The 15,958-nt window shown below is 60.0% G+C and carries 14 protein-coding genes; 4 read left to right on the plus strand and 10 right to left on the minus strand.

What is annotated here, in order from left to right:
- Nucleotides 1–82: 82 nt before the first annotated feature.
- The 3 genes from AKL28_RS02625 (at nt 83) to AKL28_RS02635 (ending at nt 3,479) form a co-directional block, all read left to right on the plus strand.
- On the plus strand, nt 83–1,537 hold the full coding sequence (locus tag AKL28_RS02625) for a replicative DNA helicase (protein ID WP_050466493.1): 1,455 nt from the start codon (nt 83–85) through the stop codon (nt 1,535–1,537).
- Between the two features lie 214 nt (nt 1,538–1,751).
- A complete protein-coding gene (locus tag AKL28_RS02630) occupies nt 1,752–2,378 on the plus strand; it encodes a DUF47 domain-containing protein (protein WP_050466494.1) in 627 nt (208 codons plus the stop codon).
- Nucleotides 2,379–2,465: 87 nt separating this feature from the next.
- The gene (locus tag AKL28_RS02635; RefSeq protein WP_050466495.1) at nt 2,466–3,479 is read left to right on the plus strand and encodes an inorganic phosphate transporter; all 1,014 of its coding nucleotides are present in this window, start codon (nt 2,466–2,468) and stop codon (nt 3,477–3,479) included.
- An 86-nt stretch (nt 3,480–3,565) separates the two neighbouring features.
- Here the strand turns inward: AKL28_RS02635 and AKL28_RS02640 are convergent, their stop codons facing one another.
- From AKL28_RS02640 to AKL28_RS02685, 10 genes are all read right to left on the minus strand, one after another.
- Nucleotides 3,566–5,251, minus strand: a complete 1,686-nt coding sequence (locus AKL28_RS02640) for a PhoH family protein (protein WP_174525324.1) — start codon at nt 5,249–5,251, stop codon at nt 3,566–3,568.
- Nucleotides 5,252–5,693: 442 nt separating this feature from the next.
- Complete coding sequence (locus tag AKL28_RS02645) at nt 5,694–6,170, minus strand: peroxiredoxin (protein ID WP_082221334.1); 477 nt, start codon at nt 6,168–6,170, stop codon at nt 5,694–5,696.
- Nucleotides 6,171–6,244: 74 nt separating this feature from the next.
- Nucleotides 6,245–7,186 carry a polysaccharide deacetylase family protein gene (locus AKL28_RS02650; protein ID WP_050466497.1) on the minus strand — a complete coding sequence of 314 codons (942 nt, stop codon included), beginning with the start codon at nt 7,184–7,186 and terminating at the stop codon, nt 6,245–6,247.
- Between the two features lie 183 nt (nt 7,187–7,369).
- Nucleotides 7,370–8,425, minus strand: a complete 1,056-nt coding sequence (locus AKL28_RS02655; RefSeq protein WP_050466498.1) for a bifunctional UDP-4-keto-pentose/UDP-xylose synthase — start codon at nt 8,423–8,425, stop codon at nt 7,370–7,372.
- 27 nt (nt 8,426–8,452) lie between these two features.
- Nucleotides 8,453–9,370, minus strand: a complete 918-nt coding sequence (locus AKL28_RS02660) for a formyltransferase (RefSeq protein WP_050466499.1) — start codon at nt 9,368–9,370, stop codon at nt 8,453–8,455.
- On the minus strand, nt 9,367–10,323 hold the full coding sequence (locus AKL28_RS02665; protein WP_050466500.1) for a glycosyltransferase: 957 nt from the start codon (nt 10,321–10,323) through the stop codon (nt 9,367–9,369). Before AKL28_RS02665 ends, AKL28_RS02660 begins: the two co-directional genes overlap by 4 nt.
- Nucleotides 10,324–10,450: 127 nt before the next feature.
- A complete protein-coding gene (locus tag AKL28_RS02670; protein ID WP_050466501.1) occupies nt 10,451–11,572 on the minus strand; it encodes a DegT/DnrJ/EryC1/StrS family aminotransferase in 1,122 nt (373 codons plus the stop codon).
- Between the two features lie 82 nt (nt 11,573–11,654).
- Complete coding sequence (locus tag AKL28_RS02675; RefSeq protein WP_050466502.1) at nt 11,655–12,026, minus strand: EamA family transporter; 372 nt, start codon at nt 12,024–12,026, stop codon at nt 11,655–11,657.
- On the minus strand, nt 12,023–13,759 hold the full coding sequence (locus AKL28_RS02680) for a glycosyltransferase family 39 protein (protein WP_050466503.1): 1,737 nt from the start codon (nt 13,757–13,759) through the stop codon (nt 12,023–12,025). The genes AKL28_RS02675 and AKL28_RS02680 overlap by 4 nt, the downstream gene beginning before the upstream one ends.
- A 56-nt stretch (nt 13,760–13,815) precedes the next feature.
- Entirely contained in the window at nt 13,816–14,196 is a 381-nt protein-coding gene (locus tag AKL28_RS02685) for an Mth938-like domain-containing protein (protein WP_050466504.1), read from the minus strand.
- 415 nt (nt 14,197–14,611) lie between these two features.
- Between AKL28_RS02685 and AKL28_RS02690 the strand changes: the two genes are divergently transcribed.
- Nucleotides 14,612–15,841 (plus strand): pyridoxal phosphate-dependent aminotransferase, encoded by a 1,230-nt coding sequence (locus AKL28_RS02690; protein WP_050466581.1) that lies wholly within the window; start codon nt 14,612–14,614, stop codon nt 15,839–15,841.
- The last annotated feature ends 117 nt before the right edge of the window (nt 15,842–15,958 follow it).

Here is a 15,958-nt window from a genome sequence, read left to right on the forward strand (position 1 = left end):
TCCGGCAAACGGAAATGACCATGAAGATGTGGGCCGCGATTTGCCTCCGGCCTGAAACGGCCAACCCCCATAGCAGGTTATAATGCGCGCCATGAAAGAATCATCCCGCGCCAAGAAAGACTCCTTTCCATCGTTCCGCGGCCCCAGAGACTCCTCTGATCCCGAGGTCGATTCGTTACGCGTACCGCCACACTCCATCGAATCCGAGCAATCGGTCCTCGGCGGCTTGCTGCTGGACAACGCGGCATGGGATCGTATCGCCGATTTTGTCAGTCCTGACGACTTCTACCGTTACGACCACCGCATCATCTTCGAACATATCGTCAAGCTGATCAACGGCAGCAAGCCGGCTGACGTCATTACCGTCTACGAAGCTTTGTCCACCAGCGGCAAGGCCGAAGAAGTGGGCGGCCTGGTCTACCTCAACGCATTGGCGCAGAACACGCCGTCGGCTGCCAATATCCGTCGCTACGCCGAAATCGTGCGCGACCGCGGCGTCCTGCGCAAACTCATTACGGTGGCCGACGAGATTTCCGGCGATGCGTTCAATCCGCAAGGCAAGGACGTCAAGCAGATGCTGGACGAGGCCGAATCCAAGATTTTTGCCATCGCTGAAGAGGGTTCGCGTGGTTCGCAAGGCTTCATGGAGATCCAGCCGCTGTTGACACAGGTGGTCGAGCGTATCGATGAGCTGTACAACCGTGACAACACCAGCGACATCACCGGGGTACCTACCGGATTTATCGACCTCGATAAGATGACCTCGGGCCTGCAGCCAGGTGACCTGATCATCGTCGCGGGGCGTCCCTCCATGGGTAAGACGGCATTCTCGATCAACATCGGCGAAAACGTCGCCATCGACAGTGGCCTGCCTGTGGCGGTGTTCTCGATGGAAATGGGCGGAACCCAGCTCGCCATGCGTATGCTGGGCTCGGTCGGCCGTCTGGACCAGCACCGTCTGCGTACCGGCCGCCTGCTGGATGAGGACTGGCCTCGCCTGACGCATGCCATCCAGAAAATGAACGATGCGCAGTTCTACATCGATGAAACACCGGCATTGAGCCCGATCGAATTGCGTGCGCGCTCGCGCCGCCTGGCGCGCCAATGCGGCAAGCTGGGCCTGATCATCATTGACTACCTGCAACTGATGTCCGGCAACGGCGGCAGCTCTTCCGAGAACCGCGCTTCTGAAATCTCGGAAATTTCGCGGAGCCTGAAGGGCTTGGCCAAGGAGCTCAACTGCCCGGTGATCGCGCTTTCGCAGCTGAACCGTTCGCTGGAGCAACGCCCCAACAAGCGCCCCGTGATGTCCGACTTGCGTGAATCCGGCGCTATCGAGCAGGATGCCGACGTGATTTTGTTCATTTACCGGGATGAGGTTTACAATCCGGACTCACCTGACAAGGGGACGGCGGAAATCATCATCGGCAAGCAGCGTAACGGGCCGATCGGCAGTATCCGCCTGTCATTCCTGGGCATGTATACCAAGTACGACAATTACATCGGTAATCTGGCCCAGCCTTACGGCGGCGATTGACGCATCATTTTTCGGCCGCGCGCAATGCCGGCGGCCATGAAGGGAACCACGGGCGGCTTTTTGCCGCTCGTGTCGTGTAAATAAGGCGCGGAGCCAGTCGGTTCGGCGCGCAAGACGGGCAGGGCGGGTTTTCGCGGGATGGGAGCGGAGCCCCGTATCGCCGGTCCGAAACAGCGCTTCATGCAAGCGCGAATCATTGACGAGAGAGTGAAACATGTTTGGACGATTGATGCCGACTGAAGGCAAATTCTTTGACCTTTTCAATCAGCATGCCGAATTGGGGGTTAAAGGCGCAAAGGAAATGGTCGCGCTGATGACCAATTTCGATGACCTCGAAATCCGCGTGCACGCGATTGAAACCGTCGAGAAGCAGGCCGATAAGGTGACCCATACAACCATCGACCTGCTGCACAAAACCTTCATCACACCGCTCGACCGCGACGACATCCACCAACTGATCACCCGCATGGACGACATCCTCGACCTGCTCGAAGATGCGGCCCAGACCATCTCCCTGTACGACATCAAATCCATTACTCCCGAGGCCAAGCGCCTGGCGGAGCTGTGCCTGGCTTGTACCGAGAAGGTGCAGGCCGCCGTGGGCCTGCTGCACAACATGGACAATTCGCGCCAGATCCTGGCGATCTGCCAGGAAATCGACCGCCTCGAATCGGATGCCGACCATGTGATGCGCGCGGCAATGTCCAAGCTGTTCCGCGACGAGCCCGATGTGCGCACGCTGATCAAGCTCAAGGCCATCTACGAAATCCTGGAAACCGTCACCGACCGCTGCGAAGACGTGGCCAACATCATTGAAGGCATCATCGTCGAAAACGCCTGATGCAGGTTGCCCGGCAGTTGCGGCAGCCGCCGCGCCTGCCGGTAACCTGGCCATGGCTGCGGGGCGGCCTCAAACAACGGTTTATCCATGCATACAGTTCAAATCAGCTTACATATCCTCGTACTACTGATCGTCTTGGCCTTACTGTTCGACTTCATGAACGGTTTCCACGATGCAGCCAATGCCATCGCCACCGTGGTGTCCACCGGTGTGCTGCGTCCGCAGACGGCAGTGGCCATGGCGGCGTTCTTCAACCTCGCCGCCGTCTTCGTGTTCCACCAGCTGCATGTGGCGGCCTCGGTGGGCAAGGGGACGATCGAGCCGGCCGTGGTTGACCATTACGTGGTCTTTGGCGCGCTCATCGGCGCCATTTTCTGGAACCTGGTCACGTGGTACTACGGTATCCCATCGTCGTCCTCGCACGCGCTGATCGGCGGCCTGGTCGGTTCGGCCGTGGCCAAGGCCGGCACCGGCGCGCTGATCTCCTCGGGCTTGCTCAAGACGATCCTGTTCATCGTGCTGTCGCCTTTGCTGGGCCTGCTGTTCGGTTCGATCATGATGCTCATGGTGTCATGGATATTCTTCCGCTCCACGCCGCGCAAGATCGATGGCTGGTTCCGTCGCCTGCAGCTATTGTCGGCCTCGATGTATAGCCTGGGCCACGGCGGCAATGACGCGCAGAAGACGATCGGCGTCATCTGGATGTTGCTCATTGCGGCGGGATATTCCAGTGCCGGCGCCGAAGCGCCGCCGATGTGGGTCATCATTTCCTGCTATTGCGCGATCAGCCTGGGGACGCTGTTCGGTGGCTGGCGCATCGTCAAGACCATGGGCCAGAAAATCACCAAGTTGAAGCCGGTGGGCGGTTTTTGCGCTGAAACCGGTGGTGCGATTACGCTGTTCATTGCCACGGCGCTTGGCATTCCGGTGTCGACCACCCATACCATCACCGGTGCCATCGTCGGCGTAGGCGCTTCGCAGAAGATGTCCGCAGTGCGCTGGGGCGTGGCCGGCAATATTGTCTGGGCATGGATTTTCACGATTCCTGCCTCGGCGTTCGTCGCTGCAATCGCATGGTGGGTCGGCGTCCGGATCCTCTGATCCTGCGCATGCCCTGATTCCTGCGATGCCAACAAAAAAGCCACCTTGCGGTGGCTTTTTTGTTGGGCATGAATATCCCGCTTACATCACAGTACATCGCTGGCATGGTCCGCCAGGCGCGAGCGTTCGCCACGCGCCAGGGTTACATGGCCGCTGTGCGACCAGCCCTTGAAGCGGTCGACCACATAGGTCAGGCCGCTGGAGCCTTCGGTCAGGTAGGGCGTATCGATCTGTGCGATGTTGCCAAGGCAGATGATCTTGGTGCCGGGGCCGGCACGGGTGACCAGCGTCTTCATTTGCTTGGGCGTCAGGTTCTGCGCTTCATCGATGATCAGGAACTTGTTGACGAAGGTGCGGCCGCGCATGAAGTTGAGCGACTTGATCTTGATGCGCGAGCGGATCAGGTCCTGGGTTGCGGCACGGCCCCATTCGCCGGCATCGCCATCGGATTTGTTGAGCACTTCGAGGTTGTCGTCGAAGGCGCCCATCCACGGCCCCATTTTTTCTTCTTCAGTGCCTGGCAGGAAACCGATATCTTCGCCCACCGGCACTGTCACGCGGGTGACGATGATCTCGTTGTAGAGCTTGGTTTCCAGCACCTGTGCCAGGCCTGCCGCCAGCGCCAGCAGGGTTTTGCCGGTACCGGCCTGGCCCAGCAGCGTGACGAAATCGCACTCGGGATTCATCAGCAGGTTCAGCGCGAAGTTCTGCTCGCGGTTGCGGGCAGTGATGCCCCACACGCTGTTCTTGACGTGGCCGTAGTCGCGCAGGGTCTGCAGCACGGCGGTCTTGCCGTTGATCTGCGAGACCTGCCCATAGAAGGCCGGTTCGCCGTTCTTCGGCTCGATGAACACGAACTGGTTGACCAGCAGCGACGGCACATACGGACCGGTCACGCGATAGTAGGTGAGGCTGCTGCCATGCTTGTTTTCCTGCCAGGACTCCATGCCCTTGCCATGCTTGGTCCAGAAGTCGTCCGGCAGTTGCTGGATGCCCGAGTACAGAAGGTCGGTGTCTTCCAGCACATGGTCGTTGAAATAGTCTTCGGCGGGCAAGCCGATCGCGCGCGCCTTGAGGCGCATGTTGATGTCCTTGGACACCAGCACCACCGGACGGTCCGGATATTGCTGGTCCAGCGCCCGTACCACGCCCAGGATCTGGTTGTCGGCCTTGCCTTCGGGCAGGCCTTCAGGCAGCGCGGCATTCTGCAGCTTGGTCTGGAAGAACAAGCGGCCCTTGGCATCCTTGTTGCCCAGCTTGGCCAGCGGGATGCCAAGGTCGATCGCATCTTCGGCAATATCGGAAACCAGCGCATCCAGCGAACGTGAGATCTGGCGCGCATTGCGGGCAACTTCCGACATGCCTTTCTTGTGGTTGTCCAGCTCTTCCAGCGTGATCATCGGCAAGTAGATGTCATGCTCTTCGAAGCGGAACAGCGAGGTCGGATCGTGCATCAGCACGTTGGTATCGAGCACGAACAGCTTGGACACGCCCAGCTTGTCGGCCGTGCGGCTGGTGGGGGATTTCGCGCGCGATTCCAGGTTTTTGGGCGCAGTTTTCGGTTTTTCCGCGATCGGACTCTTGCCGCCAATGCGCGCGCGCGGTTCTGTGATCTTTGCTTCAGGAGCGACGAGTGCTGCAACAGCTGGTTTTGGGGCAGGTGCTTCGACGAGAGTGATGTTCGGTTTGACAGTTTTATTGCGTTCAGCCTTGGGGTAGTCCGCGGGAGACAACAACGCAGCTGGCTTGCTCGGCATTTTGGGCAGGGGCATCAGAACCTCGGTAGTAAATGAAGAAAACACCGCTTTGTCAGAGCGAACAGGTATTGCGGTACGGCTAACAGCGAAGGGAACATCGACTGAGCAATGGCACCGCAGGATCTAATGAAGACCTTCTGATGGCCTGCCATGCCGGAAAACGGCATCGTGGCATGGGAAAAACCATGGGATAGGAGGGCTTGATTAGGGGCAGCGGCGATTTGAAAAGTAAAAAAGCCGTTTCGGCAGGCCTTCGGCCTAAACCAGAAACGGCTTTCAAAAAACGTTTTTCTATTTGAATTCAATGGCTTGTATCGATTGACCGCATATTCGTCGAACGCGGCAGCATCGCTTGCCAGGCGATCCTGACACGGCCTGTCGCCATCGTTCGGGCAGATTCGCACTGCACGATTCCGGTAGTGTCGACAGATGGCACTACAAGATTTCCGACGGTTTTTCAGGCAATGGTTTTGATGAAGGCCAGCACTTCATCCACGTGGGCTGGAACCTTGACTCCACGCCATTCTTTCACCACTTTGCCCGATCCGTCAATCACAAACGTGCTGCGTTCGACGCCGCGAACTTGCTTGCCATACATATTTTTCATCTTCATGACATCGAACATGGTGCACAGCGTTTCGTCAGGATCCGAGATCAGTTCAAAGGGCATGTCCAGCTTGCCTTTGAAATTTTCGTGCGACTTCAAGCTGTCGCGGCTGATGCCGAAAATGTCGGTGTTGTGCCGCTGGAATTCCGGGTGCAAATCCCTGAATTGCATCCCTTCGGTCGTACACCCGGGAGTGTTGTCCTTCGGGTAAAAGTAAAGCACCAGGTTGCGGCCCTTGTAATCGGCAAGGTGGAAGTCCTTGCCGCCGGTCATGCTGGCCGAAAAATCAGGCACGGTCTTGTTCAGGATGGTTGGTCTGTTGGTCAAAATGGCGCCCCGTCTATCGGTTATCGTGAGTGTGTCGGTATTGCGTATGCCTGCAATTGCGGAGGTGGCTGGCGTTACATCGCCTGCACGATCATGTCGCCCGAGCGACCTGGCAATTCGCCCCAGCTGATCGGCAGGATGGGCAGCACATCGTCTTTCACGCTTTCGTAATAATCGCCCATGGAAACCAGCTCATAGTCTTGCGCACGCCAGCCTGCCAGCAGTTGCTCGAAAATGGGGGCGAGTTTCTGCCCTTCAAGTTCCGCGTGCAGGGTGAAGACGTGGTCGCGTGGCTGTTTGGTCAGTTCCAGCAGCAGTTCGGCGGCATTGCCGGCGTCGATCAGTTTGCCGCGGATGGTACGGCCGAGGATCTCGTCAAGCGTCGGCAGCGTAGTAGGAAGTTGCACGCAGGACAAAGGTTTTCCAAAGGCCGACAGGCGATGCGGCCCGGCATCGGGATCGGCCAGCCGGCCGTCTTCGCGCAACTGCGAGCGACCGTCGGAAGAATAGGCGATGCCGAACTGGTCGAGCTGTACGAAAGCGTGATCGTTCATCTGCCAGCCGGCCGCGCCGTGGGTGACCGGCGCACGTCCGAAGATGTCGTGGTAGCGGCCGTAGGACTGCTGCATGGTTTCCTGCGTCCATTGCGCATCGGCGGTACGGGCGTTGTCTTGCCAGACGCGGTGGTCCCAGGTATGGATACCGCACTCAAAGCCGGCATCGTAGGCTTCGCGCATGAAGTCGGCGCAGGTCTTGCCGATATCCGGCGCAGGCAGCAGCGTGCCGTACATCAGCGTCTTCAGGCCGTAGTGTTCGACTACCGAGGTACGCGATACCTTGCTGAAGAAGCCGGGGCGGAAAATTTGCTTCAACGCCCAGCCGGTATGATCCGGGCCCAACGAGAACAGGAAGGTGGCGCCAGCGCCATGCCGGCGCAGTTGGGTAATCAGGTTGGGGACGCCCACGCGGGTGCCGCGGTAGGTATCGGCGTCAATCTTGAGTGTAAGTTTGGGCAATGTCTGCGAATCGGAAAGGTGGCGGGGGAGTAAAGGCAATCCCGGAAATTGCTGCAATGCGGCTCAGACTGGGAGACTAGCACCCCATGCCGCCCAGAACAATATACAGACGAAAAATGCTATCGCGAAAAAAGAAAACCGCGCCGTAGCGCGGTTTCTTCTGGCAAATCGAATGCTTGATGGTCAGTCGACCAGTGCACGCGCTTCGGCTACCTGGCTGCGATAAGCGTCGAAGATGTTGCGCAGGGTGTCGGCCATGGTGGTCTGCGGCTTCCAGTTCAGTTCGTCACAGGTATTGGTGATCTTGGGCACGCGGTTCTGTACGTCCTGGTAACCCTTGCCATAGTAGGCGGCGGAGGTTGTTTCGATCAGCTTCACCTGCTTGGCGGTGTCGGCGTACTCGGGGTACTCGGCCGCCAGCTTCAGCATCATGTCGGCCAGTTCCTTGATTGAGTAGTTGTTGACCGGGTTGCCGATGTTGTAGATCTTGCCCGTTGCCACGCCGCCTTCGTTGGCGATGATCTTCATCAGCGCGTCGATGCCGTCGTCGATATAGGTGAAGGCGCGCTTCTGCTGGCCGCCGTCGACCAGCGAGATGTTCTCGCCGCGCACGATGTGGCCGAAGAACTGGGTCACCACGCGCGAGCTGCCTTCCTTCGGGGTATGGATCGAATCCAGGCCGGCGCCGATCCAGTTGAACGGGCGGAACAGCGTGAAGTTGAGGTTGTCTTCCATGCCGTAGCCCCAGATCACGCGGTCCATCAGCTGCTTGGCGCAGGAATAGATCCAGCGCGGCTTGTTGATAGGGCCGCAGATCAGCTCGGACTCTTCCGGATCGAATTCCTCGTCGTGGCACATGCCATAGACTTCCGAGGTCGACGGAAACACCAGGTGCTTACCGTACTTGGCGGCCGAACGCACGATCGGCAGGTTGGCTTCGAAGTCCAGCTCGAACACGCGCAGCGGCTTGTTGACGTAGGTCGACGGCGTGGCGATAGCCACCAGCGGCAGGATTACGTCGCATTTCTTGACGTGGTACTCGACCCATTCCTTGTTGATCGTGATGTCGCCTTCGAAGAAGTGCATGCGCGACTTGTAGGCCTCGTTTTCCAGAATGTCTGTGATGCGGTCGGTCATCATGTCCATGCCGTAGACGTGCCAATCCGTGGTTTCCAGGATGCGCTTGGACAAGTGGTGGCCGATAAAGCCGTTGACGCCGAGAATGAGGACTTTTTTCATATTGAGAGCAGTGTGAATGGCCGGACTTCAGGAGGCCATGTATTTCAGGTAATTGTTGAGCGATGCATCCCGGTCATTGATCTGGATGCCCAGTATCTGGAGGAAGTTGCCGTCGCCGCAGCGCGCGTATAGCTTGCCTCCTTCAAAGAACTTGTCTTGCATGCCATGCGCCTTCTGCAGGGCAGGATGGGCGGATGGCGGAACCAGCCGGGTTTTGGTGACCGTAATTTTATCACCCGCGATTTCTTCGAAGGCGCCGGGATAGGGCGGGGCCACTGCACGCACCAGGTTATGCACCTCGCGCGCGGTGCGGCGCCACTCAATACGGCCATCTTCCGGCTTGCGTCCGCCGAAGTAGCTACCTTTGGTAAGGTCGTTGGGCAGGCGCGGGGTACGGTCCGACAGCATGGCCGGCAGCACGTTCCAGAGCGTTTGCTCGGCCGCCACGACGACCTTGCCGAAGACCTCATAGGCCGTGTCTTCCGGCAGGATCGGCACGGCGGTCTGCGCCACGATGGCGCCGGCGTCGGGCTTGGCCGTCATTTCATGCAGGGTGGCGCCGGTTTCGGTCTCGCCGTGCAACACCGCCCAGTTGATCGGCACGCGGCCGCGGTACTTGGGCAGCAGCGAACCGTGCATGTTGTAGGCGCCGCGCTTGGCCGCGGCCAGCAGCTCCACCGGCAGCATGTGGCGGTAGTAGAAGCTGAAGATGAAGTCCGGTTGCGCGGCCTGCACCTGCGCCAGCAATTGCGGCGACTTGGCGTCGGCCGGTGTGATGAACGGGATCCCATTGTCGCGGCACACGCCGGCCACCGAACCGAACCAGATGTTTTCGGTGGCGCTGTCTTCATGCGTGACCACCAGCGACACCTGCACGCCGCGTGCGAGCAGCACCTTCAGGCAGCGCACACCCACGTCATGGTAAGCGAATACGACGGCGTTCATGATGTCTGCCTGTCCTCTTCTGAGGATTGCTCAAGAATGGCCTGCACCACATAGCGCGGGCGCGCGCGCACCTGCATGTAGATGCGGCCGATGTATTCGCCCAACAGGCCGATGGAAAACAGGATCACGCCCATCAGGAAGAAGGTGATCGCAAACAGGGTAAACACGCCGCCCACTTCAGCGCCGATCAGCAGGCGCCGGACCACGATCAGGATGAACAGCGCCGCCGAGGCGAACGACAGGAAGATGCCCAGCAGCGAGAAGAACTGCAGCGGCACCAGCGAGAAGCCGGTGACCAGGTCGAAGTTCAGGCGGATCAGGCTGTAGAACGAATACTTGGATTCGCCGGCCGAGCGCTCTTCGTGCTCGACCGTAATCTCGGTCGGCTTGCGGGCGAAGGTGTAGGCCAGCGCCGGGACGAAAGTGTTGACTTCGCGGCATTGGTTGACCAGGTCGATCACGTTGCGGCCGTAGGCGCGCAGCATGTTGCCCTGGTCGGTCATCTTGATGCGGGTGATTTTCTCGCGCAGGCGGTTCATGGCCTTGGACGCGACGGTGCGCCAGGCCGAATCCTGGCGCTTGCGGCGGATCGAGCCGACGTAGTCGTAGCCTTCGCGCATCTTGGCGACCAGGTTGCCGATTTCCTCGGGCGGGTTCTGCAAGTCGGCGTCCAGCGTCACCACGATATCGCCGCGGGTGGCTTCAAAGCCGGCCATGATGGCCATATGCTGGCCGTAGTTGCCATTGAACAGCACCACGCGGGTGACATCGGGACGGATGCGGTATTGCTCGGCCAGGATACCGGCCGAGCGGTCGCGGCTGCCATCGTTGACGAAGAGGATTTCATAGCTGTAGCCCAAGGCGTCCAACGCCGGATAGAGGCGTTCGAACAGCTTGGCGAGGCCGGATTCCTCGTTGTAAACCGGGATGACGACGGACAGTTCTGGTTTCATCAATGCCTGATACTGAAATATGTCAAAGGCCCGAAGCCGCGGCGACCGCTCGGTGTCGCGACATTCAGGCCCGCTTGGAACTGAAATTGCTAATAGTGCCGAATTTAAACGGAAAATTGCCGCAAAATCAACGCAATACCGATTTTACCGTCGCGACTGCGCGCTCCACGTCATCTTTACTCATTGCATTGAACATCGGCAAGGAGACGATGCGCTGGCCCACGCGCTCAGCCACCGGGAACATGCCGTCCTTGAAACCGCGCTCGCGGTAAAGCTTCAGCAAGTGAATGGCCGGATAGTGATAGCCGATGCCGACTTGCTTTTCCATCATCTTTTCCATGAAGGCGGCGCGTGTGATGCGCTCGGGCAGCACCAGCTGGAACATGTGCCAGTTGGAATTCTCGAAGTCGGCCACCGGCAGCTGGGCGCCGTATTCGGCTTCGAAATCGGCGCCGAAGGTGGCGAAGTAATGCTTGGCCAGCGCCTTGCGGTGGGCGGTGATGGCATCGATATGGGCGAACTGGCCCAGGCCGATGGCGGCGGCGACGTCGGTCATGTTGAACTTGCCGCCCAGCACATCCACTTCCAGGCCATCGAAGCCGCTGCGGGTTACGCCCTGCAGGCGGTACTTCTCGGCCAGTTTGGCTTCATCGGCATTGTTGAGTACCAGGAAGCCGCCTTCGGAACTCGTGATGTTCTTGTTGGCTTGCAGGCTGAACGAGACGAAATCGCCGAAGGCGCCGATGCGCTTGCCGTTCCAGGTGGAACCCAGCGCCTGGGCGGCGTCTTCCACCACGCGCAGATTGTGTTTCCCGGCGATCGCGTACAGGCGATCCATGTCCACCGGCAGGCCCGACAGGTAGACCGGAATCACCGCCTTGGTGCGCGGGGTGATCGCGGCTTCCAGCTTGTCCAGGTCGATGTTGCGGGTGACCGGATCGATGTCGGCGAACACTGGCGTGGCGCCGGTTTCAATGATCACGTTGGCGGTCGCTACCCACGAGATCGGCGTGGTGATGACTTCGTCGCCCGGACCTACGCCGGCGATGCGCAGCGCGATTTCCATCGTGCAGGTGCCGGAGTTGAAGGTGCGTACGATGCGCCCGCCCAGGTAGTCGGACAGCGCCTTTTCAAAGGCCTGCACCTTGGGGCCGCTGGTGATCCAGCCGGAACGCAGCACGTCGGCGACGGCGGCGATGGTAGGTTCGTCGATGGTGGGTTTGGCGAACGGCAGGAAAGGCAGGCTCATGAGTGTGTTTCTCGGTCAGGCTATAACGTAAATGGGCGTCGGACGTGGCCGTGCCGGACGCGTGGCTGCGCGCTATTGTAAATCAGCTTCTGGTCAGCAAAACCACGCCGACGATGATCACCCCGATGGCCAGCAAACGCTGGGCAGAGACGACTTCACCGAGGAAATACCAGGCGCCGACAGCGTTGATGATGTAACCCAATGACAGCATCGGGTAGGCGATGGTCACGTCCACACGCGACAAGCCGATGATCCATACCACCACCGAAATCACATAGCACGACAAACCGCCGATGATCGGCAACTGCGTGGCAAGCTTCAGGCCCGTGGAAAACCAGTTCTCCGCCGTCAGGTGGATCGCGCCCACGGCATTGGTGCCTGCCTTGAGCAGAAGCTGTGCCACGGCATTGAGGCAGATGCCGACGAAGATGAAACCGAAAGTGGCCAGGTTCATTGTGCCGCTTTCTTGCCGTCGTCGGTAGCGGCGGCATCCGCATCGGGGGCCGGGTCATTGGCCACAATCACGCGGCGCGGATCCTGCCCGATCAGGCGCATCGGCAGCTTGCGTTCCTGCAACTGCTTGTAGAGGGTGGGATCGACGATGGCGATATCCTTCTTGCCGGCCGTGTGGTCAGCCACCCATTGGGCGACAAAAGCGTCCACCGTGGGGAGCCAGAGTTGCGGTTCCTGTTTCAGCCCGAACTCCATTTCGTCGGCGTGCTGCACCAGCGTCATCGTGCGGCGCAGGTAGAAAGGCAGCGCCTGCTCATAGCGGCCCACCAGGTAAATCGGGGTTTCCGGCTTCAATTCCGCCTGCAGTGCGGGGACGTAGTCGACACCGGCGGAGTAGCGGCCCTGCGGATCGTGCCCCAGCATCAGCACCTGGCCGGCGAGGAAAGCGGTGGCGGCCAACGCGGTCACCGCCGCGTCCTTGTGCCGGCGTGCCAGGCGGATAGCGGCGATGCCGCCGATGAAGAAGATCAGCGTGGCGGCATAGATATACGGCACATGCGCCTCGACCAGCGGGCGCGAGAAGGCGTCCTTGGCCAGCGAGGGGACGCGCGGAATGAACGCCAACCCAACCGCGCACGGCACCGCCACCAGCGAGCCGGCCCAGGCCAGCGCCTTGTAGTCGGCCTTTTCCAGGTAACAGGCGACCAGCAGCGCCAGGGCCGGGAAGATCGGCAGGATGTAGGAGGGCAGCTTCGAATCCGAGATGCTGAAGAAGACGAAGATGAATACGGCCCAGATCAGCAGCAGTTTCTTCGGCTGGAAATGCCCGCCGTTGAGGCTGTTGTAGGCAGCGGTGTCACGCTGCTCGCGCATGCCTTGCCACAAGCCCTGGAAGAACACGCCCAGCCACGGGATCACGCCCAGCAGCAGGATGGGAATGAAGTAGTACCAGGGGCCGGTACGGCTGTGGATCTTGGTGGTGAAGCGCTGGAAGTGCTCGTGGATGAAGAAGAACTGGGGGAATTCAGGATTCTTCAGCGAGACGGCCACGAACCACGGCGTGGTAATGGCGAAAAACAGGAGCAGGCCCTTGACCAGGTGCAGCCGCTTCCAGATCGCCCAGTCGCGCGAGAACAGCGTGTACAGCACCAGTACCGCGCCCGGCAGCACGACGCCGATCAGGCCCTTGGACAGCACCGCCAGCGCCATCCCGGCCCAGCACAGCAGCATCCAGTTGCGCTGGCTTTCACGCGAGGCCTCGTTGCGCTGCGCCATCAGCAGCGCGCACAGCGCGATGGTCATCATGCCCGACAGGCCCATGTCCAGCGTGTTGATATGGCCCATGCCGGCCCAGAAGAAGCTCGACGCCAGCACCAGTGCGGCATAGAAGCCGACGCGGCCGCTGAACACGCGGGTGCCGGTGTAGGCAGCAAGGCCGATGCCGAGCAAGCCGCACAGGCCGGTCCACAGGCGCGCCTGCCATTCACCCAGGCCGAACAGCTCGAAGGTGATGGCATTCATCCAGGTTTGCAGCGGCGGCTTTTCGAAATACTTGATGCCGTTCAGGCGGGTGGTGATCCAGTCCTGGGTGGCGACCATTTCGCGCGCCATTTCCGCATAGCGGCCCTCATCGGTGGGCACCAGGGTGCGGGCGCCCAGCATGTAGAACCACACCAGCAAAAACAGGATAAGCAGCGTCCAGACGAACGCCTTCGATTTGTACAGTTCGCGCATTGACGGCGGTTCCTTGTGCGTGTCTTGGGTTTTTTATCGCGGCAGGCCGAAGCCGCTCAGCTCTTGGGGGAAATGATCAGCGCCAGCGCCACCTTGCGGCCTTCGGCCATCAGGATGTTATAGGTGCGGCAGGCAGCCTGGTTGTCCATGCACTCGACGCCGATGCGGCGCGCGGTCAGGGCGGCGATCAGCTTGGGATGGATGAAGCGCTGGCGCTCGCCGGTACCGAGGATGACCACGTCGGGCTGGGTAGCGTCGATCTGGGCAAAGTCGGCCGCGCTGAGCGCCTCGAAGCTTTCCACGGGCCATGGCGCCGGTTCGGTTTCGGGCAGCACTACCAGGCTGTGGATGAAACGGATGGCATTGAGCTCGACGCCGTCTTCATCGTAAGCGGTGACAGTCTGGTATTGCTTGGTTTCGGTTGAATGAAGCTTCATCGCAAGATGGGCTGGAAGGCGGGCGGATCATCGGCCGGCGGGGAACGCCGGGATGTCATTCCGACATGCATTGCAGCAATCTGGTCGTAAAGTGCTGCATTGTAGCCGTTTCCTTATCCGGCGCACGCCTATTTGATTGATAAAACGGACAGCTTTGGGCAAAATGGCCGGTTCCCGGCCGGTGGGTAATGGGCGCTCAGAAGCGTGTTTTCCGCCGCTTTTCATTGCGCCGCACGAATGCGCATCAAGCGAAGCCGCCACGGGAGTTGCCGGAAGGCACCGGATGTAAATCAAAGAATGCGCCGTGATGGAGACGCGGGAGCCCGAAAGGTTCCTTGTCCGCCTGGCGCCAAGCGAAACGGATTCAGCCCGGCATGCCGCGGCGTCCCGCTTCAGAACAAGTAGAGGAATGGCTGTGCGACCGATTCAGAAATCCAAGAAACTGGCAGATGTTTGTTACGACATTCGTGGTCCCGTGCTGGAAAAAGCGCGTCAGATGGAGGAAGAGGGTCACAAGATCATCAAGCTCAACATCGGCAACCTGGCCGCCTTTGGCTTCGACGCCCCGGACGAGATCGTCCAGGACATGATCCGCAACATGGGCAATGCCTCCGGCTATACCGATTCCAAGGGCTTGTTCGCGCCGCGCAAGTCGGTCATGCACTACACCCAGCAAAAGAAGATCGAGGGCGTCACCATCGATGACATCTACTTGGGCAACGGCGCTTCCGAGCTGATCGTCATGAGCGTCAACGCGCTCCTCAATACCGGCGACGAAGTGCTGGTGCCGTCGCCCGACTATCCGCTGTGGACCGCTGCGGTCAGCCTCTCGGGCGGCACCCCGGTGCACTATGTGTGCGACGAGCAGCAAGGCTGGCAGCCCGATATCGCCGATATCAAGAAGAAGATCACGCCCAACACCAAGGCGATCGTGGTCATCAACCCCAACAATCCGACCGGCGCGCTCTACTCGGTCGAGGTGCTGAAGGAAATCATCGAACTGGCGCGCCAGCACCAGTTGATCATCCTGGCCGACGAGATCTACGACAAGGTGCTCTACGACGGCAACGCGCACACCTCGCTGGCTTCGCTGGCCGACGACGTGCTGTTCATCACCTTCAACGGCCTGTCCAAGAACTACCGCTCATGCGGCTATCGTGCCGGCTGGATGGTAGTTTCGGGCGAGAAGAAGCACGCCAAGGACTACATCGAGGGCCTCAACATGCTGGCTTCGATGCGCCTGTGCGCCAACGCGCCGGGCCAGTTTGCAATCCAGACCGCGCTGGGCGGCTACCAGAGCATCAACGACCTGGTCGGCCCGAACGGCCGCCTGACCAAGCAGCGCGACCTGGCGCACAAGCTGTTGACCGATATCCCGGGCGTGAGCTGCGTCAAGCCGAAGTCGGCGTTGTACATGTTCCCGCGCCTCGATCCGGAAATCTATCCGATCAAGGACGACCAGGAGTTCGCCTACGAACTGCTGGCCGAAGAGAAGGTGCTGATCGTGCAGGGCACGGGCTTCAACTGCCCGACGCCAGATCACTTCCGCGTGGTGTTCCTGCCCAATACCGATGACCTGACCGAATCCATGGGCCGCATCGCTCATTTCCTCGAAGGCTATCGCCGTCGTCACGGCACCGCCTGATCCATCGGCAGCGCATCAAGGATCGCCGCGCGGCAACGTGGCAAGGCCGCACGGCGATTACCGTTTTACTTGCAGTACCCGTCCTGTTCCGTGAACAGGGCGGCAATTTTTCACCAA

Origin of the sequence: Herbaspirillum chlorophenolicum (assembly GCF_001189955.1) — a bacterium.
GTDB lineage: Bacteria > Pseudomonadota > Gammaproteobacteria > Burkholderiales > Burkholderiaceae_D > Herbaspirillum > Herbaspirillum chlorophenolicum.

Coding starts and splice junctions, on each gene's coding strand:
- AKL28_RS02625 (WP_050466493.1), top strand. CDS start 83: ATGCGCGCCATGAAAGAATCATCCCGCGCCAAGAAAGACTCCTTTCCA.
- AKL28_RS02630 (WP_050466494.1), top strand. CDS start 1,752: ATGTTTGGACGATTGATGCCGACTGAAGGCAAATTCTTTGACCTTTTC.
- AKL28_RS02635 (WP_050466495.1), top strand. CDS start 2,466: ATGCATACAGTTCAAATCAGCTTACATATCCTCGTACTACTGATCGTC.
- AKL28_RS02640 (WP_174525324.1), bottom strand. CDS start 5,251: ATGCCCCTGCCCAAAATGCCGAGCAAGCCAGCTGCGTTGTTGTCTCCC.
- AKL28_RS02655 (WP_050466498.1), bottom strand. CDS start 8,425: ATGAAAAAAGTCCTCATTCTCGGCGTCAACGGCTTTATCGGCCACCAC.
- AKL28_RS02660 (WP_050466499.1), bottom strand. CDS start 9,370: ATGAACGCCGTCGTATTCGCTTACCATGACGTGGGTGTGCGCTGCCTG.
- AKL28_RS02665 (WP_050466500.1), bottom strand. CDS start 10,323: ATGAAACCAGAACTGTCCGTCGTCATCCCGGTTTACAACGAGGAATCC.
- AKL28_RS02670 (WP_050466501.1), bottom strand. CDS start 11,572: ATGAGCCTGCCTTTCCTGCCGTTCGCCAAACCCACCATCGACGAACCT.
- AKL28_RS02675 (WP_050466502.1), bottom strand. CDS start 12,026: ATGAACCTGGCCACTTTCGGTTTCATCTTCGTCGGCATCTGCCTCAAT.
- AKL28_RS02680 (WP_050466503.1), bottom strand. CDS start 13,759: ATGCGCGAACTGTACAAATCGAAGGCGTTCGTCTGGACGCTGCTTATC.
- AKL28_RS02685 (WP_050466504.1), bottom strand. CDS start 14,196: ATGAAGCTTCATTCAACCGAAACCAAGCAATACCAGACTGTCACCGCT.